16 protein-coding genes and 1 pseudogene are annotated in these 19,508 nt (G+C 63.5%); 12 read left to right on the top strand and 5 right to left on the bottom strand.

Going from position 1 to position 19,508, the window contains the following annotated elements; genetic code table 11:
* Window positions 1–1,412: aldolase catalytic domain-containing protein (locus tag ACFQXB_RS14425; RefSeq protein ID WP_377405232.1), on the bottom strand; the 1,412-nt coding region annotated here is incomplete at its 3' end.
* A 696-nt stretch (window positions 1,413–2,108) separates the two neighbouring features.
* Here ACFQXB_RS14425 and ACFQXB_RS14420 point away from each other — a divergent pair.
* The gene (locus tag ACFQXB_RS14420) at window positions 2,109–2,684 is read left to right on the top strand and encodes a hypothetical protein (protein ID WP_377405229.1); all 576 of its coding nucleotides are present in this window, start codon (window positions 2,109–2,111) and stop codon (window positions 2,682–2,684) included.
* Between the two features lie 28 nt (window positions 2,685–2,712).
* Here ACFQXB_RS14420 and tnpC read toward each other — a convergent pair.
* Window positions 2,713–3,953 (bottom strand): annotated as a pseudogene (gene tnpC / locus ACFQXB_RS14415) (IS66 family transposase); the annotation flags it as partial.
* Between the two features lie 655 nt (window positions 3,954–4,608).
* Here tnpC and ACFQXB_RS14410 point away from each other — a divergent pair.
* From ACFQXB_RS14410 to ACFQXB_RS14390, 5 genes are all read left to right on the top strand, one after another.
* Window positions 4,609–5,715, top strand: a complete 1,107-nt coding sequence (locus tag ACFQXB_RS14410) for a sulfate/molybdate ABC transporter ATP-binding protein (protein WP_377405226.1) — start codon at window positions 4,609–4,611, stop codon at window positions 5,713–5,715.
* Window positions 5,712–6,710, top strand: a complete 999-nt coding sequence (locus ACFQXB_RS14405) for a sulfate ABC transporter substrate-binding protein (protein WP_377405223.1) — start codon at window positions 5,712–5,714, stop codon at window positions 6,708–6,710. The genes ACFQXB_RS14410 and ACFQXB_RS14405 overlap by 4 nt, the downstream gene beginning before the upstream one ends.
* Window positions 6,707–7,555 carry a sulfate ABC transporter permease subunit CysT gene (gene cysT, locus ACFQXB_RS14400; protein ID WP_377405220.1) on the top strand — a complete coding sequence of 283 codons (849 nt, stop codon included), beginning with the start codon at window positions 6,707–6,709 and terminating at the stop codon, window positions 7,553–7,555. Before ACFQXB_RS14405 ends, cysT begins: the two co-directional genes overlap by 4 nt.
* Window positions 7,552–8,370: a sulfate ABC transporter permease subunit CysW gene (cysW, locus tag ACFQXB_RS14395; RefSeq protein ID WP_377405217.1), complete on the top strand. Its 819-nt coding sequence runs from the start codon at window positions 7,552–7,554 to the stop codon at window positions 8,368–8,370. Before cysT ends, cysW begins: the two co-directional genes overlap by 4 nt.
* An 81-nt stretch (window positions 8,371–8,451) precedes the next feature.
* Window positions 8,452–9,108, top strand: coding sequence for a peroxiredoxin (locus ACFQXB_RS14390; protein ID WP_377405214.1), 657 nt, complete (start codon window positions 8,452–8,454; stop codon window positions 9,106–9,108).
* A gap of 545 nt (window positions 9,109–9,653) precedes the next feature.
* On the opposite strand, the gene rpoD is transcribed toward ACFQXB_RS14390, so the two are convergent.
* The 3 genes from rpoD to ACFQXB_RS14375 all read right to left on the bottom strand — a co-directional run bounded on the left by rpoD (window position 9,654) and on the right by ACFQXB_RS14375 (window position 14,409).
* Window positions 9,654–11,645: an RNA polymerase sigma factor RpoD gene (gene rpoD / locus ACFQXB_RS14385; protein WP_377405211.1), complete on the bottom strand. Its 1,992-nt coding sequence runs from the start codon at window positions 11,643–11,645 to the stop codon at window positions 9,654–9,656.
* A 78-nt stretch (window positions 11,646–11,723) separates the two neighbouring features.
* Window positions 11,724–13,670, bottom strand: coding sequence for a DNA primase (gene dnaG, locus ACFQXB_RS14380; RefSeq protein WP_377405207.1), 1,947 nt, complete (start codon window positions 13,668–13,670; stop codon window positions 11,724–11,726).
* 310 nt (window positions 13,671–13,980) lie between these two features.
* Window positions 13,981–14,409, bottom strand: coding sequence for an FKBP-type peptidyl-prolyl cis-trans isomerase (locus ACFQXB_RS14375; RefSeq protein WP_377405204.1), 429 nt, complete (start codon window positions 14,407–14,409; stop codon window positions 13,981–13,983).
* 144 nt (window positions 14,410–14,553) lie between these two features.
* Between ACFQXB_RS14375 and ACFQXB_RS14370 the strand changes: the two genes are divergently transcribed.
* The 6 genes from ACFQXB_RS14370 to pcaH are packed head-to-tail and all read left to right on the top strand — an operon-like array spanning window position 14,554 to window position 19,505.
* Entirely contained in the window at window positions 14,554–15,375 is an 822-nt protein-coding gene (locus tag ACFQXB_RS14370; RefSeq protein ID WP_377405201.1) for an alpha/beta fold hydrolase, read from the top strand.
* Window positions 15,372–16,349 (top strand): threonine ammonia-lyase, encoded by a 978-nt coding sequence (locus ACFQXB_RS14365; protein ID WP_377405198.1) that lies wholly within the window; start codon window positions 15,372–15,374, stop codon window positions 16,347–16,349. Before ACFQXB_RS14370 ends, ACFQXB_RS14365 begins: the two co-directional genes overlap by 4 nt.
* 52 nt (window positions 16,350–16,401) lie before the next feature.
* A complete protein-coding gene (pobA, locus tag ACFQXB_RS14360; protein ID WP_377405194.1) occupies window positions 16,402–17,571 on the top strand; it encodes a 4-hydroxybenzoate 3-monooxygenase in 1,170 nt (389 codons plus the stop codon).
* A 21-nt stretch (window positions 17,572–17,592) separates the two neighbouring features.
* Window positions 17,593–18,381, top strand: coding sequence for a 3-oxoadipate enol-lactonase (gene pcaD / locus ACFQXB_RS14355; protein ID WP_377405191.1), 789 nt, complete (start codon window positions 17,593–17,595; stop codon window positions 18,379–18,381).
* Window positions 18,374–18,778: a 4-carboxymuconolactone decarboxylase gene (gene pcaC / locus ACFQXB_RS14350; protein ID WP_377405188.1), complete on the top strand. Its 405-nt coding sequence runs from the start codon at window positions 18,374–18,376 to the stop codon at window positions 18,776–18,778. The genes pcaD and pcaC overlap by 8 nt, the downstream gene beginning before the upstream one ends.
* Window positions 18,771–19,505 carry a protocatechuate 3,4-dioxygenase subunit beta gene (gene pcaH / locus ACFQXB_RS14345; RefSeq protein WP_377405186.1) on the top strand — a complete coding sequence of 245 codons (735 nt, stop codon included), beginning with the start codon at window positions 18,771–18,773 and terminating at the stop codon, window positions 19,503–19,505. Before pcaC ends, pcaH begins: the two co-directional genes overlap by 8 nt.
* Window positions 19,506–19,508 lie beyond the last annotated feature (3 nt).

The raw sequence follows: 19,508 nt of genomic DNA, 5'->3' as shown, positions 1-19,508 counted from the left end.
TGCGGTAGCGGGCGGGTGATGGCTTGCTCATGCGTCCCGTCTAACCGCATGGATTCGCGATGTGAATCCTTGGGAGACAGGGTTTTGCAACAACGCCTCGCTGACAGCGCGCTCTTTAACGCCTCCGGCATCATCGAAGCCGGAACCACAAGCGGTTGCGGAAGCTCCAAATGAGTGTCGCAATCCGCTAGGAGGCGAACAGGGTGGCAGGCCACCCGCAGGTCAATGAGGTCCGGGGCGATCCCCGACTGCGTGTTCAGTGCCAGAACCACAGGCTTTATCCGCTTTATCATGGCCTCGATCGCCTCACGGTGCCTGTCCACTCCCGGCCCCGTACCCAAAAGCAGAACATCACGACCTTCAAGCACCGTCGCTGGCGCCCAGGCTCCGGTGGGCGTGCCCTCGTAGAAGTTGCGCGCGCTTCCAAGAGCCAGACGGCTAAACTTCTTACCCCCCTTCACGCGCAGGTAATCGATGACGGCGAGGATATCCTCTTCATCATAACGCGCGTCGCCGAGCATTTCCTGGATGTAGGTCGGATGCAGGCCATATTTTCCCGAAAGGTAGTAATAGGGATTGGTACCCCAACCATACTTTTCTTTCATGGGACCGAAATGCTTGCGAATAAGCGCCATCAGCGGTACGAAGCTGGCCTTCCGCTGACGGAAATCTTCCGCCTCGATCACAAGTTCTTCCGTCCTCGCGTTGCCTGGCCCACGCCCCATTCCGGTGACCGTTGCGTCCAGCCAAGTGGCACCCTCTTTGTGCGCCCTGAGCGTGTTTGCCAAGGCGAGGCCCATATTGTCGTGCGTGTGGATGCCGATGGGGCCATCCCATTCTTCGCGCAGCCAGCCGATGATCCTTGCTGCGTCGTCTGGCGTCATGCTTCCCATGCTGTCAGCAAAATAGAGCACTTCAACCGGCCACTCTTTCGCTTTCCGGGCCAAGTGGAGAACATCTTCTCGGCTGCGATCGGCAATCTGCATGAGATTGAAACCGACGCGGTATCCCCGCTCGGTCAACCATCCCACCGCCGGAAGAACCTGCTCGAACTCGTGGAAATGACAGGCGAACCTGACAAGGTCGACAGGCGAGGTCTCTGCCGTTTCAGGAAAAAGCCTTTGTAGTGATGCTTCAAAGCCAAGATCCGTGAGAAGATCGCCGCCGTTAAGCATGACCGCAACCGTGAGGCCTTCTGGAATGGTCAGACTGCGGATGAAATCATCTGTTGTGTAGGCGCAAGGACCCTTGAAGCCACTGTTCGCTATGAACCGAAAACCAAGCTCTACGATATCGACCTGCGCCGCCTTCATCGCGACAAGGTAGGAATTTATGAGCTCAGGCGAGAAATCCCAGGCATTGTAGTAGCCGCCGTCGCGGAACGTGCAGTCGAGAAGTACCGTCTGTGTCACCTATTTTCCCTCGTTAAACGACTCGGCATTGTCTGCGAAGCTCAAGATTCTCGCTCGCGGCGATCACCACGATGCTACTAACCCGTTTGTAGATAACTGTCAACCAGCATGGAACTTTTGTCCCACTGCAGGCACCAAGAGACACACAATGATCTATATCTTGGGCAACACGAAGAGCATGTGACAGCTACCAGCTTTTGACGTAGCAGACACGAGCGGGCGAACGTGACCCGCTCCCCTGAAACGCCCGCGATTTGAGGTCGAGCCTCCATGGTCATGCCCAAGTGTCCTCTCGAAACGGGGTCTGTTCATAGACGGCGAATCGCTTGCCGCGAAATGGGAGGTTTGACAAAGTGTGACATCCTCGGGATTACGGGGCCTTGGCATCACGATAATGTCAGAGCCGGATTCTGAGCGGGAATTATTCGCGTAACAGGAGATGCCTTCTTGAAGTATGATCTGTGGAAGTTCTTCGGGATGCAAAGAAGTGGAAATCACGCCATTCTTAATTGACTTATTGGCCTGGACCAGGAAAATACGCTTTTTTTCAACATGGTCACACCAGGAAAGGACCTTCTCGAAAAACCGTCGGGTGTATCGTTACCCCCAGGCACACGAGCATATGCCACACGCATTAATGGCAAGGTGGTAAAGCAACCCGAACATCTTGAGTGGTTTCAGAATAGCGGTGGGCGATTGCTTCTGAGCTATGAGAACACAAACATTGAGAAGGTTTTAGAGGCTGACTTGGATCGGCCAGCCGTCAAGCTTCTCGGTGGCGCCTCTAACAAGAAAAATCTGTTGGTCCTGCGCAATCCGTTCAACATGCTCCCCTCCGCTGAAAAGATGCTGCGACGCACTAGGCCTGCCCTGGAGAACGACGAGCAATTGTTGCGCAATGCTCTCGATCGACGACTTAACCTATGGAAAAGCTATGCCTTCTTGCACATGCATCCCATGTCTGTCACTAGAGGAAAATTCGAAACCTTCCTTTTTGACCGATGGGTAATCGAGAAAGGTTACCGGGACAGTATGGCAGAGAAACTCGGCTACAAGAATAAGGACTTATTTATCGACTTCGTGTCAGACGCCGGCAAGGGAAGCAGTTTCTCTGGCGTGTCTCTCGCGCAGAAGGAAGATGTTCTCCGCAGGTGGAGCGAAAGTAACGCTGTAGCTATTGAAGTTTTATCAAAGCACCCCGAGGTTATTGGCTTTACGGCACTCATATTTGGTGAGGATGCAGTTCCAAAGCAGTATTTAACAGTGAAATGAAAGCGTCTAGTCAGGCCGCGTGGTTTGATCAGTTCCGGGGCAGGAGATCATCGACGCGGGTGATCTTGTAGTTTGGGATGCATGCCAGCGTATCTGCGAGCCATCCCTGCGGGTCCACACCAATCAGCTTGGCGGTCTCGATCGGGGTATAGGCGATGGCGGCGGCCTTGCCGCCCGCCTCCGAGCCGGCGAAGAGGTAGTTCTTCCGGCCAAGTGCGATGGCGCGCATTGCGCGTTCGGCGGCGTTGTTATCCAGCTCAAGAATGCCGTGGTCGAGGTAGGGGCGCAGGCGCTCCATGCGGGTCAGAGCATAGCGGATGGCGGCCGCGAGCGGGGATTTCCCCGAGATCGTGGTGATCTGCATGGCCAGCCAGACCTCGAGATCGTCGAAGACCGGGGCGGCGTGGGCGCGGCGGAGTTGCGCGCGACGGTCAGGCGGCGCGCCTCGGGCCTCCTTCTCGACGGCGTAGAGCCGGGCGATCCGGGCGATGGCCTCTTCGGCGATCGGGGAACCCTGCGACCTGTGGATGTCGACGAACTTGCGCCTGACATGGGCCATGCAGGCGACCTCGCGGATGGCGCCTGACCTGTAGAGGTCCTCGAAGCCGGCATAGCCGTCGGCATGCATCCAGCCGCAGAAGCCGGCGAGGTGATCCTTCGGATGCTGGCCTTTGCGGTCGCCGGAGAAGCGATACCAAGCGGCTGGCGGGGGCGACCCACCCCGGGGGCGGTCGTCGCGGGCATAAGTCCAGAGCCGGGCGGTCTGGGTCTTGCCGGTGCCCGGGGCGAGCATCCGGACCGGGGTGTCGTCGGCGAAGATGGCCTCGGCCGCCAACACATGCCGACCGATGGCCTCGGCCAGCGTCTCCAGCAGTGCAGTGGATTTGCCGACCCAGTCGGCCAGGGTCGAGCGGTCGAGGTCGAGTCCTTCGCGGTCGAGATCTGGCTCTGGCGATAGAGTGGCAGGTGATCGGCATACTTGCTGACCAGCACATGTGCGAGCAGGCCCGGACCGGGGCGGCCGCGCTCGATCGGCCGCGTGGGCAGCGGTGCCTGGGTGAAGCGGTCGCAGCAGGTGCAGGCCAGCCGTGGCCGGACAATGCGGTTCACGATGAAGCGGCCGGGGACGTATTCCAGCTCCTCGGTGACGTCCTCGCCGATCCGACGCAGGCGCCCGCCGCAATCGGCACAGGCGTCGGCGCCGGGGGTCAGTTCCACCTCCATCCGCAGGATGTGGTCCGGGATCGGGCGGCGCTTGGATTTGTCCTTCAGCGTCGCGGGCAAAGCTTGCGATCATTGTATTGCGACTCTGACGGCCTGCCTAGTCGCGCGATCAAACGACGAGCGTGGTCCCATAATGCTTCCGTCAGTTCCCGAGAAAGGATCGCGTCATCAAAGCGTGGAATCAAACACCTCGGCTACCGATCGGCGCCGGGCCCTAGGGCATCGGGAGCGTTCCCACAAGAAGGAAGTATACTTCCGGATTTCGGCTCGCGCCGCGGCGCCCGAGGTTCGCATAGGCTCCCGCGGGTTCTCCGCGGCACCTTGACCGGCCGAGCGGCACGCAGCTGCGTATGCTGCAGATGACGCAATTGACGATGCCGACCCGGTCGGATCATCACCTCGTTCTGTCAGCCCACGCAGACGGCGTGGGCTGGGTTGCGCATTCCTGCGGCGACGGCGAGGACCGGAACGGATGCTTCATGCGCGGCCACGTGAGGCGTCCAAATAAGAACTCTATCCGCCACGGGGCCGAAAAAACGGAACAAACTCAAGCCCACAGCACGCAACGCGACCCAAGCAGATCGGTGTTTTCGAGCACCGTGGAAAGGTGACCCTTTGCGGCCCGGACTGCGGGGCGGGGCCAGGCTTGAAGCGGGGTTCGCTCCATTCTAGCTCGGTCACAGGAACGGAGGCCTTGTGCATGTCGATCACCATTACGGGAATGACCAAGCGGTTCGGGCAGACCGAGGTTCTGCGCGGCATCGACCTGGGCGTCGAACGGGGCGAGCTGGTTGCACTGCTTGGCCCGTCGGGCTCCGGCAAGACGACGCTTCTCAAGATCATCGCCGGGCTCGAATGGCCGGACCGCGGGCAGCTTGACGTCGACGGGCAGGACTGGCTGCAACTGGCGGCGCGCGATCGCCGGATCGGCTTCGTGTTTCAGCATTACGCGCTATTTCCGCACATGAAGGTGCGCGACAACATCGCCTTTGGCCTGACCGTCCGACCGCGGGCGGAACGGCCCGGCAAGGCGGTGATCGCCGCGAAGGTGGACGAGTTGATGCGGCTCTTGCAGATCGACCAGCTTGGCGACCGCTATCCCGCCCAGCTTTCCGGCGGGCAGCGTCAACGCGTGGCCCTGGGCCGCGCGCTTGCGATCGAACCCAAGGTGCTGTTGCTGGACGAACCCTTCGGGGCCCTTGATGCGGCAATCCGGCGCGATCTACGTCGCTGGCTGCGCGAAGTTCACGAAGCAACCGGATCGACCACGATCTTTGTCACCCATGACCAGGAGGAAGCCTTCGAGCTGGCCGACCGCGTGGTCGTGATGGGCGCCGGCCGGATCGAGCAGATCGGCCATGCCGACGCTATTCATGATCATCCTGCAAGCCCGTTCGTTGCGCGCTTCATGGGGGCGACGGTCGAGCTGCCGGTGCGCCTGCAGGCCGGTCGGGCCGAGGCCCAGGGGCTGGACCTGAGCGCCCTGCCCCGGCGCGCCCTGGCTGACGGGCCGGCCCGGCTTCTGGTGCGGCCGGGCGATATCGTGCCGCTTGCGGATGCCGAAGGCCCTTGGCATGTCGTTTCGCGCGTCAGCACCGGGGCGGAACTGCGGCTTCTGTGTCGCCATCCCGATGTTGGCGAAGTCGAGTCCGTACTTCCCCGGCGCGGCAGCGCCGGCGCGGCGCTTGTCCCCGGTGCCGCCGTCCGCCTGCGGATCGAGGCGGGCACCCTGTTCCCGACCGAGCGCCGCGAGACAGACCTGCACACACCACGTTCAGAACCCCTGCGTATGGAGACCTCCAGATGAGCTTCAAGACCCTGCGCCTTGCCGCGCTTGCCGCCCTCGTGGGGGCCACGCCCGCCGTGGCCCAGGACCGGCTGCTCAACGTCAGCTACGATATTGCCCGCGAGTTGTTCGAAGCGCTCAATCCCGCCTTCGCAGAACACTGGCAGGCCACGACCGGCCGCAGCATCTCCATCGACATGAGCCATGGCGGCTCGTCCCGGCAGGCCCGCGCGATCCTCGAGGGGTTGAACGCGGATGTGGTGACCTTCAACCAGGAGACCGATATCGACGTGCTGGCCGAGGGCGGCTTGCTGGCCGCAGACTGGCGCGACGCGCTGCCGAACGGCGCCTCGCCCTACTATTCCCTGCCCGCTTTCCTGGTTCGCGAGGGCAACCCGAAGAACATCCAGGACTGGGATGACCTCGCACGAGAGGATGTGGCGCCAGTCTTCCCGAACCCGAAGACCAGCGGCAACGCGCGCTACACCTATCTGGCCGCCTATGCCTATGCCCTTGCTGAAAACGGTGGCGATCACGACGCCGCACAGGACTTCGTGCGCCAGATCTTCGCCAGCGTGCCGGTGTTCGATACCGGTGGCCGGGCCGCGACCCAGACCTTCGCCGAGCGCGGCATGGGCGACGTTCTTGTGACGTTCGAGGCGGAAACCGGCCAGATTGCCGCCGAATATTCGGCGCAGGGCTTTGAACGGGTTACCCCGTCGCTCAGCCTGTTTGCCGCCTTTCCGGCGGCGGTGGTGACCGAGAACGCGGCCCGCAACGGCTCGACCGAAGCCGCGACTGCCTATCTCGAATGGCTCTATTCGCCGGAAGCCCAGCGCATCCTGGCCGAAAACCACTATCGCGTGACGGATGAAACCGTTGCCGCCGAGGTTGCCGATCGTCAACCCGAGGTGCGGCTTGTGACGGTGGAGGAGGTGTTCGGGGGCTGGGATGCCGTCCGGGCCGAGCATCTTGCTGATGGCGCGATCCTCGATCAGGTGTTTGTCAATCAATGATCGCCGCTGCGGCACCCATCCGCGCCAAGCGGGTCTTGCCGGGGTTCACGCTGAGCCTCGGCACGACGCTGCTTTATCTGGTGCTGATCATCCTCATTCCCGTTCTGGCGCTGATCCTCAAGGGCGCCGAGATCGGGTGGTCCGACTTCTGGCGCATCGTTTCGGCCCCCAGGGCGGTGGCGGCCTTTCAGATCACGCTGACGGCCGCGGCCATCGCCACGGCGTTCAATGCGGCCTATGGCCTGCTGATGGCCTGGGTGTTGGTGCGCTATGACTTTCCCGGCAAGCGACTGCTTGATGCGCTGATGGATGTGCCCTTCGCCCTGCCGACGGCCGTGGCGGGCCTGTCCCTGACGGCGCTCTTTTCATCGAACGGCTGGTTCGGGCCGCTGCTTGATGCGGCGGGCCTGCAGCTTGTCTATACGATCTGGGGGATCGCATTGGCGATGGCCTTCACCTCGGTGCCCTTCGTCGTCCGCACGGTGCAACCGGTGCTCGAGGATCTGGATCCGGCGCTTGAACAGGCCGCCGAGACATTGGGCGCCCGCCCCTGGACCACGTTCACGCGGGTTGTCTTTCCGGCAATCATGCCTGCCTGGCTTGCGGGCTGCACCACCGCCTTTGCCCGCAGCCTGGGCGAGTTCGGAGCCATTGTCTTCATCGCCGGCAACCTGCCGTTCCGCACGGAGATCGCGGCGCTGCTGGCCTTTATCCGGCTGGAAGAATTTGACTACAATGGCGCGGCAGCCATCGCGCTGGTGCTTCTTGGCTTTGCGCTGGTGCTGCTTGTCCTGTCGAACCTGCTGCAGACCTGGGCCTCCCGCCATCGCGAGGGCAACCGATGAGCACGCTGCACAAACGTCCCGCCAGCCGGGGCGCTCGAGTCTTGATCGCGCTGGCCGTGGCGCTGACGCTTATGTTCATTGCAGCCCCCCTGGCCTTCATCTTCGTCCGTGCCTTTTCCCAAGGCTGGCAGGTCTATGCGGCCAACATCCTGCACCCGATGACGCTCCACGCCATCTGGCTGACAACGATCACGGCACTGATCGTCGTGCCGCTGAACGTGGCCTTCGGCATCGCCGCGGCCTGGGCCGTAGCCAAGCATCGCTTTCCGGGCCGGGGCATCCTCGTCACCATCATCGAGATCCCCTTCTCGATTTCGCCCATCATCGCGGGCATCTGCTATCTGCTGCTCTATGGGCGGCAGGGGCTTTTGGGTCCGTGGCTGCAGGCGAACGACCTGCAGGTCATGTTCGCCCTGCCCGGGATCGTCCTTGTGACCATGTTCGTGACGGCGCCGTTCGTCGCGCGCGAAGTTCTGCCGCTGATGGAGGCGCAGGGCACCGAGCAGGAACAGGCCGCCGTGACACTCGGCGCGAATGGCTGGCAGGTGTTCCGGCGCGTAACCTTGCCCAATATCCGCTGGGCGCTGCTCTACGGCGCCGTTCTCTGCACCGCGCGCGCGGTGGGGGAATTCGGCGGTGTCTCGGTCGTGTCCGGCAACATACGCGGGCAGACGAACACGCTGCCCCTGCATGTGGAGCTTCTGTTCAACGATCTGAACGCCGTTGGCGCCTTTGCTGCGGCCTCGGTCCTGACAGTGATTGCGGTGGTCGCGCTTCTGGTCAAGGCGACGCTTGAGGGGACGCGCACCACATGATGCCGGCTTGCCCCGGGAATCCGGGTTGGGCCGGGGAACAAACCGGCCTATAATGCTGCAACCCAAGTGACAGGAGAGTTCATGGCCCTGCGTATCAATGACATCGCCCCCGACTTCGAGGCTGAAACCACCGAAGGCCCGATCCGTTTCCACGACTGGATCGGCGACGGCTATGCCATTCTGTTCAGCCACCCGAAGAACTTCACCCCCGTCTGCACCACCGAACTGGGCACGATGGCGGGCCTTGCGCCCGAATTCGCCAAGCGCAATGCCAAGATCATCGGCATCTCGGTCGATCCGGTGGACAGCCACCACAAGTGGAAATCCGACATCGAGGTCGCAACCGGCTTCAGCGTCGCCTACCCGATGATCGGCGATCCCGATCTCAAGGTCGCCAAGCTGTTCGACATGCTTCCGGCCGAGATCGAGGGCACATCGGAAGGGCGCACACCCGCCGACAACGCCACGGTGCGGACCGTGTTCGTGATCGGCCCTGACAAGCGGATCAAGCTGTCGCTGACCTATCCGATGACCACGGGCCGCAACTTCGACGAGATCCTGCGCGCGCTGGATTCGATCCAGCTGACAGCCCGCCATCAGGTTGCGACGCCCGCGAACTGGAAACAGGGCGACGACGTGATCGTCACTGCTGCGGTATCCGACGAGGACGCCCAGGCACGGTTCGGCGGATTCGAGCGGGTGCTGCCCTATCTGCGCAAGACCAAGCAACCGAAATGACCCAAGGCGGCGCGGGGGAATGACCCCGCGCCACCCGCGCACCTGCCCGGAGCGCCCCGGCTCGCGTGACGGCACGCACATATCTGATCCCTTGCTGGTCACCTGCCGCAAGGCATGGCCCGCATCTGCGTGGAGGCGGTTGCGCTGAGCGTCCTGCGCAGCCCCGCCCGGCCGAAGTGTATCAACATCATCCACTCTGGCCCTGCGCGGGTTCCTGACCGATTTGAGCGCCACGGTGTAGGCGCCTCCCCTTATACAACGGGAGAACCGCCCTTCCGTGACGGCGGCTTGACCTTGCGGTGCAGGCAGGCCGGGATTGATGCCGGCTCAGGTGAGAGCTAGGTTTTTACGTCCTGACACGTTCCTAGTCCGTGCGTGTCCATCCACGCTGCTGCCTCCGATGTTGTTCTAGCATTGCGCCAGAGGGTCGAGAAGCAGCGCTTTCGTTAACTGATTAATCCGAAAGATTGGGCCAACATCCCAAAGCAGCGCGCACGAAAAAGGCGCCCGGGGGCGCCTTGATCCTGCCTGCGGTGCAGAAAATGTCACTGATCCAGGAAGCTGCGCAGCTTGCGGCTCCGGCTTGGGTGTTTCAGCTTGCGGAGCGCCTTGGCCTCGATCTGGCGGATCCGCTCGCGGGTCACGCTGAACTGCTGGCCGACTTCCTCCAGCGTGTGATCGGTGTTCATGCCGATGCCGAAACGCATCCGCAGAACACGTTCTTCACGCGGGGTGAGGCTGGCCAGAACGCGGGTCGTGGTTTCCTTCAGGTTTTCCTGAATGGCGCTGTCCAGCGGCAGGATCGCGTTCTTGTCCTCGATGAAATCGCCAAGCTGGCTGTCTTCCTCGTCACCGATGGGCGTTTCCAGCGAAATCGGCTCCTTGGCGATCTTCATCACCTTGCGGACCTTTTCCAGCGGCATCTGCAGCTTTTCGGCCAGTTCCTCCGGCGTCGGTTCGCGGCCGATCTCGTGCAGCATCTGGCGGCCGGTGCGGACCAGCTTGTTGATCGTCTCGATCATGTGCACCGGGATACGGATGGTCCGGGCCTGATCCGCGATGGACCGCGTGATCGCCTGACGGATCCACCAGGTTGCATAGGTGGAGAACTTGTAGCCGCGCCGGTACTCGAACTTGTCCACGGCCTTCATAAGGCCGATGTTGCCCTCCTGGATCAGGTCCAGGAATTGCAGGCCACGGTTCGTGTATTTCTTGGCGATCGAGATCACCAGACGCAGGTTCGCCTCAACCATTTCCTTCTTGGCCTGCCGCGCTTCCTTCTCGCCCTTCTGCACCTGATTCACGATGCGGCGGAACTCGGAAATGTCCACGCCGACGTACTGGCCGACCTGCGCCATTTCGTTGCGGAGTTCCTCGACCTTGTCGCGCGACCGCTCGATCAGCGCCTGCCAGCCGCGTCCGGCCTTCGCGGCCATCCGGTCCAGCCACGTCGGGTCAAGCTCGTAGCCCTGATATTCGTCGATGAACTCGCGCCGGTTGATACGGGCCTGATCGGCCAGCTTCACCATCGACGAGTTGATCGACATGATCTTGCGGTTGATGCCATAAAGCTGGTCGATCAGCGCCTCGATCCGGTTGTTGTGCAGGTGAAGCGAATTCACCAGTTCCACGATTTCCGAGCGGAGCTTCTGATAGGCCGCCTCCTCGGTCACGGTGAAGCTGCCGACCTCGTTCAGCGTGGCCGACATCCGTTGGTCCTGCATCTCGGCCAACTGCGCGTAATCCTGCGCGATGCGATCCAGCGTTTCCAGCACCCGCGGCTTGAGTGCGGATTCCATCGCGGCCAGCGACATGTTGGACTGGTCGTCATCCTCATCATCGTCGTCATTGCGCGACAACGGGTTGCCGTCTGCATCGAGCTCGGGCTCGGACTGGGCCGAGCGCCGCGGTTGGGCTTCGCCAGCACCAGCAAGCCCGTCGACCACGGGCTGATCCAGTTCCTCATCGTCTTCCATCGATCGGCCGAAGGTGGCTTCAAGATCGATGACATCGCGCAGGAGGATGTCCTCGGACAAAAGCTCGTCCCGCCAGATGGTGATCGCCTGGAAGGTCAGCGGGCTTTCGCAGAGGCCCGCGATCATGGTGTTGCGGCCCGCCTCGATCCGCTTGGCGATGGCAATCTCGCCCTCACGGCTCAGAAGCTCGACCGAACCCATCTCGCGCAGGTACATGCGCACCGGATCGTCGGTGCGATCCAGCGTTTCGGTCTGCGTCGTGGCCAGAACCACCTCGCGCGAGCCTGATCCCTCGACCAGTTCGCCGGCGCTCTCGCCTTCTTCCGCCTCGTCATCCTCGATGACGTTGATGCCCATCTCCGAGAGCATCGACATCACATCCTCGATCTGCTCGGACGAGACCTGTTCCGGCGGCAGGACCTGATTGAGCTGATCATAGGTGATATAGCCCCGCTCCCGGGCTTCCGCGATCATCTTCTTGACGGCCGTCTGGCTCATATCAAGGGTGATCTCGGCTTCCTGCTCTTCAGGTTTGCCGTCGTCAGTGTCTTTGGCAGCCATGGATGCTCCTTCGGAAGGGACCGAATCGTTCCCGGTACTTAGCGACTCAATAGCGCGAATCACAGATGCGAAAACCCCTCAGCGGGTTTTCTTGACCCAGATTTCGCCATCAATCAGGCTTTGCAGATGACGCGAGAGCGCCGTCCGGTCTTCTCCAAGGTCGGTTGCATCGTCCAGTGCCGACCTTTCGGCACGGTGGCGCGCAGCCGCAGCCTGCGACAACCGCCAGGTCAGACCCTCGTCAACCAGCCCGTCGAGATCCTCGACAGCTTCCTCGATCTCGCGCAGCATGCCCCGTCGCGCTTCAAGTTTTGCGAACTCTTCGGCCAGGCACATGCGGGCCAGTTCAGTATCGCCGACATTGCGGACGGGCGGTGCGATCTGCACATGGCTCAGCGCCATGAGTTTTTCAAGGGCAGTCCCGGCTGCGGCGCAGATTTTCTCGCGCGCTTCGGCGACGTCGCTCACCGGGCCATGGCTCAGCAACACATGGCGCAGGCTTTCATGATCCGGGTCATGCAGTTCGACCAGTTCAAGCGCGCCTTCGAACTCGGCAATCAGGCCCGGATGCGCGCATAGGGTGGCAAGGATGATCGCCTCGCGCAGAAGTTCCTCGACGGTTTCGCCTTGCGCTGCAGCCAGAAGCGAGCTGCGCGTGCTGGGCAGCGGCAGGGCCGGGGCGATCCAGCGCCGGCCGTTGAAGCGCCCCCCGACCGGCATGGCGCCCGAATCACGCCGCCGGGCGCCGAACAGATCCCATCGCAGGCGCTTGATTTCCTCGCCATAGTGGCCCCGGATTGACGGGTCGCGAATCTGCGCAATCGCCGCGCGCAGCCGCTTGTCCAGCGCGGCCTTGCGTTCGGGGCTGTCGAAGCTCTGGCCTTCGGTTTCACGCTGCCACAGCAGACTGACCATCGGGCGCGCCTGATCCAGCAGCCGCTGCATCGCGCCCGCGCCCTGCGCCTTGATCAGATCGTCCGGATCCATGTCGGGCGGCAGGGAGCAGAATCGCAACGACTGCCCGGCCTCCAGCAACGGCAGGGCCAGGTCGATCAGCCGCATCGCGGCGCGCAGCCCTGCCTTGTCGCCATCCAGCATCACCACCGGCTCGGGCGAAATGCGCCACAAGAGCCGCAGCTGATCCTCGGTGATCGCTGTGCCAAGCGGTGCCACGGCCGCCGCAAAGCCCGCCTCGGACAGCGCGATGACGTCCATGTAGCCTTCGGCGACGATCAGCGGCGCACCTTTCCCTGCCGCCTCGCGGGCCGGGGCGTGATTGTAAAGGCTGCGCCCCTTGTCGAACAGTTCGGTTTCCGGGCTGTTGAGGTATTTTGCCCGCGCGTTCGGATCCATCGCGCGGCCACCCAGCCCGATGCACCGCCCGCGTCCGTCGCGGATCGGAAAGATGATGCGGCCCCGGAAACGGTCGAACGGCGCACCGCCATCATCGGGACGGGCGGCAAGGCCTGCATCCACGATCAGATCCGCCGCGACGCCCTTGCCGGTCAGGTGCTGAAAAAGGCCTTGTCGCGCGTCGGAGGCAAAGCCGATCTCGAACCGTTCGCGGGCCGCCGCGCTCATCCGTCGGCGGTCCAGATAATCGCGTGCGGCCGCCCCGGCGCCCGAGGCCAGCTGGAGGCGATAGAACTGCACCGCCTGCTCCATCACCTCGGCCAGCTGGCTGCGCCGGTCGGCCTTTTCGGCTGCGCGCGGATCCCGGGCAGGCATCTGCATCCCGGCTTCGCGGGCCAGCAGTTCGACCGCCTCCATGAAACCCAGGTTCTCGGTTTCCCGCACGAAGGTCAGCGCATCACCCTTCGCATGGCATCCGAAGCAATAATAAAAACCCTTGCGGTCATCGACATGGAAAGACGCGGACTTTTCCTGATGAAACGGACAAGGTGCCCACATGTCGCCCTTGCCCTGGTTGGACTTGCGCATGTCCCACATGACCTTGCGCCCCACGACCTGTGCCAGGCTCGTGCGGTTGCGCAATTCGTCAAGAAATCCGGGCGGCAGACTCATGCCGGCAATATCGGCCTTGCCCGGCCCAAAGTCCAGCGCCGAGCCCGGTGGCCGCAGCCGCAAAAGGGAAAGACGCGGTCGGGCCGCGCCGCGACAAGGATCGGCCGATCTTTATCGTGCCGTTCTCCCGGACGGTAGTTGCGCTCCTGCCCCCGCAGTCAGAAACCCGCGGGACAGACGCCCGCCCGAATACATCCGGCCGCTCCGGAAAAGGGAGGAGACCACGCCGCTGATGCCGTCAGGCTACCGCCCCGCCGTCGGCCCCTCGCGTGACACACAAGGGGCGCAATCAGGGCGGTGCCGCGATGGGTCAGACAATCTCGACCATCCGCACGGCAAAGGTCAGATCCCGGCCCGCAAGCGGATGATTGGCGTCAAGGACCACCGCATCCTCGCTCACCTCGGCCACCACCACGGGCATGGCGCGGCCGTCGGGCAGCGTCAGCTCCAGCGTGGTGCCGATATCAAGCGGGATGTTCTCCGGCACCTGATCCCGCGGGATCGACTGGCGGCCGTTGGGGTCATGCGGACCATAGGCCTGATCGGCGGGCACTGTCACAGTCTTCTCCTCGCCGATCGACATGCCTGGAAGCGCGGCATCCAGCCCGGGGATGATCTGCCCCGAGCCGACGGTGAACTCGAGCGGTTCCCTTCCCTCGGAGGTATCGAACACCGATCCGTCGTCAAGCGAGCCGGTATAGTGAATGCGCACGGTGTCGCCGGTTTTCACCTCTGTCATGCCCGTGTCTCCTCTCGTTCGTGCCTCTGGTTCGGGCACAGGCCCGAAGGTTGACTTCACAGGCTAGCCCGCAGCCCAGAATTGTCAAACCGGCCCTTTTCCGGCGCACGGGCCTGTGCCAGTCTGTGCCGAACCAAGGGAGCCATGATGCCGCTGTTCACCTCTGCCGATGGCACGCCGCTTTATTACGAAGACACCGGCCGGGGTCTGCCGGTCCTGGCGCTGCCGGGCCTCACCCGCACGACGCGCGATTTCGACTATCTCGGGCCCCATCTGGCCGCATATCGGCTGATCCGCATGGATTATCGCGGTCGCGGCCAGTCGGGCTGGTCGGGCGCAGCGAACTATACCGTCCCGCAAGAGGCCGCGGACACGCTGGCGCTGCTTGATCATCTGGGTCTTGACCGGGCAGCCGTGATCGGCACCTCGCGCGGAGGATTGATCGGAATGTTTCTTTCGGCGACGGCCGGCGATCGTCTGCTGGGCCTGTGCCTGAACGACATCGGCCCGGTGATCGACGCCGACGGCCTGCGCCGCATTGCCGACCTGGTGGGCCAGCCGCCCGCTGTCCGCAGCCATGAAGACGCCGTGGCCTGGCTCGCACTTCAGGACGGCTATTCCGACGTGCCCGGCACCCGCTGGGAGGCCGAGGCGCGGATCCATTTCCGCAAGGGGCCGAACGGCCTGCAGATCACCTATGATCCGGCCCTGCGAGAGGCCTTCATCGCCGCTCTCGAGGACGCGCCTGCAGATCTGTGGCCGCTGTTCGATGCCTGTGCCGGGCAGCCGCTGGCGCTTATCCGCGGCGCGAACAGCGACTTGCTGCTGCCTGGCACGGTGGCCGAAATGCGGCGCCGTCGCCCGGACATGATTTTTGCCGAAGTGGCCGGCCGCCCGCATATCCCCTTTCTGGACGAGGCCGAAAGCCTCGCCGTCGTTCATGCCTTTCTGGAAAGCTGCCAATGACCGATCTTGCCCGTGTTCGTGCCGCGGCGGAACGGCTGCAAGGCCATGTGCGGCGCACGCCGCTGCTCTCCTCGCCCTTTCTGGACGAAATTGCCGGCCGTCGGGTTCTGGTCAAGGCTGAGTGCCTGCAACACACCGGGTCGTTCAAGTTCCGGGGCGCCTGGGCCGCACTGACGGCGCTTGACCAAGGCATCGGCAGCCGCGGCGTGCTGGCCTATTCCTCGGGCAACCATGCGCAAGGGGTGGCGCTGGCTGCGCGGATGCTGGGCCTGCCTGCCGTGGTCGTAATGCCTGCGGATGCCCCAAGGCTCAAGATCGACAACACGCGGGCACTCGGTGCCGAGGTCGTGCTTTATGATCGCGCGACCGAAGATCGCGACGCGATCGGCGCGGCCCTGGCCGAGGCGCGCGGCCTCACGCTTGTTCCACCCTTCGACCACCCCGAGGTGATCGCCGGCCAGGGCAGCACCGGGCTTGAAATCGCCGAACAGGCCGCCGAACGGGGCGTTACCGCTGCCGATGTGATCGTCTGTTGCGGGGGAGGCGGCTTTGCCTCGGGGATTGCGCTGGCGCTTGAGGGCAGTGGTCTGCGCGTGCGCACTGCCGAACCTGCGGGCTTTGACGACATGGCGCGGTCGCTTGCAAGCGGCCAGGTCGAACGTAACGCCGCGCTCAGCGGGTCGATCTGCGATGCGATCGTGACCCCACAGCCGGGCAAGCTGACCCTGCCCATCTTGCAGCGGCTGGCCGGCCCCGGCCTTGTGGTGACGGATGACGAGGCGCTGCGCGCAGTGGCGCTGGCCTTCCAGCGGCTCAAGGTCGTCGCCGAACCCGGTGGGGCAGTTGCGCTGGCCGCGGTGCTTTTCCGCCCGGCCGAGATCAAGGGCGACACCGTCATCTGCACCTTGTCCGGCGGCAATGTCGACGCCGAGGTGTTTCAGCGCGCGCTGCAACGGCAGGCAGTCAACGACTAGTTGACAATGACAATCAAATCCCGCAGTCTCCTTTCCGGATCGGGAGGGATTCATGCGCACTCAGGTTTGTATCATCGGCGGCGGGCCGTCCGGGCTTCTGCTGTCACAGCTTCTGCACCGTCAGGGGATCGAGACCGTCGTTCTGGAACGGCAAAGCCGCGATTACGTGCTGGGCCGCATCCGGGCCGGCGTGCTGGAATGGGGCTCGGTCGCGATGATGGAAGAGGCCGGCGTCGGCGCGCGGATGCACCGCGAGGGCTTCGTTCATACCGGCACCTATCTGTCCGCGCAGAACCGTGGCTTCCGGATCGATTTTGACGGGCTGATCGGCAAGAAGGTCATGGTCTATGGCCAGACCGAAGTAACGCGCGATCTTTACGCCGCCCGCGACGCGATGGATGGGGTGATCGTGCACGAGGCCTCCGGCGTGCAGCCACATGATCTGGACAGCGACGCGCCTTATGTGACCTACACGAAGGACGGCACCGAGCATCGCGTGGATTGCGACTATGTCGTGGGCTGCGACGGCTTCCACGGTGTCAGCCGCAAATGCATCCCGGCCTCGGTTCTGCGCACCTTCGAACGGGTTTATCCCTTCGGCTGGCTGGGCGTTCTGTCGGAAACGCCGCCGGTCGATGACGAACTGATCTATGCCAACCATGAACGCGGCTTTGCGCTCTGCTCGATGCGCAACGAACGGCTCAGCCGCTATTACATCCAGGCGCCGGTCGACGACCCGCTGGAAAAGTGGACCGATGACGCCTTCTGGGACGAATTGCGCCGCCGCATCCCCGCCGAAGCCGCCGAACGGCTTGTGACCGGTCCCTCGATCGAGAAATCGATTGCGCCGCTGCGGTCCTTCGTGGCCGAGCCCATGCGCTGGGGGCGCCTGTTCCTGGTGGGCGACGCCGCCCATATCGTGCCACCGACCGGGGCAAAGGGGCTCAATCTGGCCTTCTCGGATGTGCATTACCTGCACAAGGCGCTGGTGGCCCAACTGAACGACAACGAGACCGAGGGGATCGAGCGCTATTCCGAAACCGCGCTTGCCCGGGTCTGGAAGGCCACGCGATTCAGCTGGTGGATGACGACAATGCTGCACCGTTTCCCGGATCAAAGCGGCTTTGACCAGCGGATTCAGGAAACCGAGCTTGCCTATCTGGAATCCTCGGTTGCAGCCCGGACGGCCTTGGCCGAAAATTATGTCGGCCTGCCCTTCTGACAGGGCAGAGGGAGGAGCGACATGAACATCTGCGATCTGGGCGACATCCGCCTGCACTGGCGCGAGGATGGCACTGCCGGTGGCGCGCCGGTGGTCTTTGCCAATTCGCTCGGCACCGACCTTCGCGTCTGGGACAAGGTCATTCCGCTCTTGCCGCAGGGATTACGGCTGATCCGCTATGACAAGCGCGGCCACGGGCTCTCGGATTGCCCGCCGGGGCCTTACGCGATGGGTGCGCTGGTGCGCGATGCGGAACGGCTTCTTGACAACCTGGGCGTGCGCGATTGCGTTTTTGTCGGCCTTTCCATCGGCGGGATGATCGCGCAGGGGCTGGCCGTCAAGCGGCTGGATCAGGTGCGGGCGATGGTGCTGTCGAATACGGCGGCCAAGATCGGAACCGCGCAGATGTGGCATGACCGGATCGACGCGATCAATGCCGGCGGGCTGGAACCGATCGCCGATGGCGTGATGGAACGCTGGTTCGCGAAGCCTTTTCGCGCGACCGACGAACTGACAGCCTGGCGCAACATGCTGACCCGCACGCCTGTAGAGGGATATACGGGCTGCTGCGCCGCCATCGCCGGCAGCGATTTCATCACGCCGACGTCGGGCCTGACGCTGCCGACCCTTGCCATCGCCGGCTCCGAGGACGGTGCGACCCCGCCCGATCTGGTGCGGGAAACGGCCGAGCTGATCCGGGGCGCGCGGTTTCATCTGATCCGGGGCGCGGGGCATATCCCTTGCGTGGAAAAGCCCGAGGAATACGCCGCGACCCTGACGCAATTCCTGAAGGAGATCGGCCATGTCTGACCAATCTGAAGCCCCGTCGCCGCGCCACGCGCAGGGCATGAAGACCCGGCGCCGCGTCCTGGGCGATGCCCATGTGGACCGGGCCGAGGCCGCCAAGACGCCCTTTGACGCGCCCTTTCAGGAAATGATCACCGAGGCCGCCTGGGCCCATGTCTGGTCGCGCGACACGATCCCGCTGCGGGAACGTTCGATGCTGACCATCGCGCTTCTGGCCGGGGTGGGGAATTTCGAGGAACTCGCCATGCATATCCGCGCCACCGCGAATACCGGGGCAAGCAAGGAAGATGTGCTCGAGGCGCTGATGCATGTCGCGATCTATGCGGGTGTGCCCAAGGCCAACCACGCCTTCAAGATCGCCAAGGAGACCTTCGCCGAGATGGAGAAAGCCAATGACTGAGCCAAGCCCCACAAGCGGCCCGCTGTTCCCGCGCGACCGGTTCTGGCACCCGCCGGCCTATACGCCCGGCTACAAGACCTCGATGACCCGCGCGCCGTCGCGCCCGCTGGTCGCGACCAACTCGACCCTGTCCGAAGAAACCGGCCCGGTCTTTGGCCATGACATGCTGGGCGAACAGGACAACAACCTGATCCTGAACTTTACCGGCCAACCCGCGATCGGCGAACGGATCATCGTGCATGGCCGCGTGCTCGACCAGTCGGGCCGGCCCGTTCCGAACGTCCTGATCGAGATCTGGCAGGCCAATGCCGGCGGGCGCTACCGCCACAAGAAGGACGGTTACCTTGCGCCGCTCGACCCGAACTTCGGCGGCTGCGGACGCACCATCACCGACGAACACGGCCGGTATGAGTTCCTGACGGTCCGCCCCGGCGCCTACCCATGGCCCAACGGCGTGAACGACTGGCGCCCGATGCACATCCACTTCGGCATCTTCGGCTCGGGCTTCGGCCAGCGGCTGATCACCCAGATGTATTTCGAGGGCGACCCGCTGATCCCGCGCTGCCCGATCGTCCGCACAATCCCGAGCCAGGAGGCGATCGACAGCCTTGTGGCCCCGCTTGACATGAACGCGGCCCTGCCGATGGACGCGCTTGCCTACAAGTTCGACATCGTGCTGCGCGGCCGCCGCCAGACCATGTTCGAAAACCGGCTGGAAGGACTTTGACCC

Origin of the sequence: Halodurantibacterium daqingense (genome assembly GCF_042666235.1) — a bacterium.
GTDB lineage: Bacteria > Pseudomonadota > Alphaproteobacteria > Rhodobacterales > Rhodobacteraceae > Halodurantibacterium > Halodurantibacterium daqingensis.
The sequence above is the reverse complement of the archived record's forward strand: the minus strand, read 5'-3'. Positions and strand labels throughout refer to the sequence as shown.

What these genes read in the sequence shown, in the direction of transcription:
- ACFQXB_RS14410 (WP_377405226.1), top strand. Translation starts at nt 4,609, where the DNA reads ATGTCGATCACCATTACGGGAATGACCAAGCGGTTCGGGCAGACCGAG.
- ACFQXB_RS14405 (WP_377405223.1), top strand. Translation starts at nt 5,712, where the DNA reads ATGAGCTTCAAGACCCTGCGCCTTGCCGCGCTTGCCGCCCTCGTGGGG.
- cysT (WP_377405220.1), top strand. Translation starts at nt 6,707, where the DNA reads ATGATCGCCGCTGCGGCACCCATCCGCGCCAAGCGGGTCTTGCCGGGG.
- cysW (WP_377405217.1), top strand. Translation starts at nt 7,552, where the DNA reads ATGAGCACGCTGCACAAACGTCCCGCCAGCCGGGGCGCTCGAGTCTTG.
- ACFQXB_RS14390 (WP_377405214.1), top strand. Translation starts at nt 8,452, where the DNA reads ATGGCCCTGCGTATCAATGACATCGCCCCCGACTTCGAGGCTGAAACC.
- rpoD (WP_377405211.1), bottom strand. Translation starts at nt 11,645, where the DNA reads ATGGCTGCCAAAGACACTGACGACGGCAAACCTGAAGAGCAGGAAGCC.
- dnaG (WP_377405207.1), bottom strand. Translation starts at nt 13,670, where the DNA reads ATGAGTCTGCCGCCCGGATTTCTTGACGAATTGCGCAACCGCACGAGC.
- ACFQXB_RS14375 (WP_377405204.1), bottom strand. Translation starts at nt 14,409, where the DNA reads ATGACAGAGGTGAAAACCGGCGACACCGTGCGCATTCACTATACCGGC.
- ACFQXB_RS14370 (WP_377405201.1), top strand. Translation starts at nt 14,554, where the DNA reads ATGATGCCGCTGTTCACCTCTGCCGATGGCACGCCGCTTTATTACGAA.
- ACFQXB_RS14365 (WP_377405198.1), top strand. Translation starts at nt 15,372, where the DNA reads ATGACCGATCTTGCCCGTGTTCGTGCCGCGGCGGAACGGCTGCAAGGC.
- pobA (WP_377405194.1), top strand. Translation starts at nt 16,402, where the DNA reads ATGCGCACTCAGGTTTGTATCATCGGCGGCGGGCCGTCCGGGCTTCTG.
- pcaD (WP_377405191.1), top strand. Translation starts at nt 17,593, where the DNA reads ATGAACATCTGCGATCTGGGCGACATCCGCCTGCACTGGCGCGAGGAT.
- pcaC (WP_377405188.1), top strand. Translation starts at nt 18,374, where the DNA reads ATGTCTGACCAATCTGAAGCCCCGTCGCCGCGCCACGCGCAGGGCATG.
- pcaH (WP_377405186.1), top strand. Translation starts at nt 18,771, where the DNA reads ATGACTGAGCCAAGCCCCACAAGCGGCCCGCTGTTCCCGCGCGACCGG.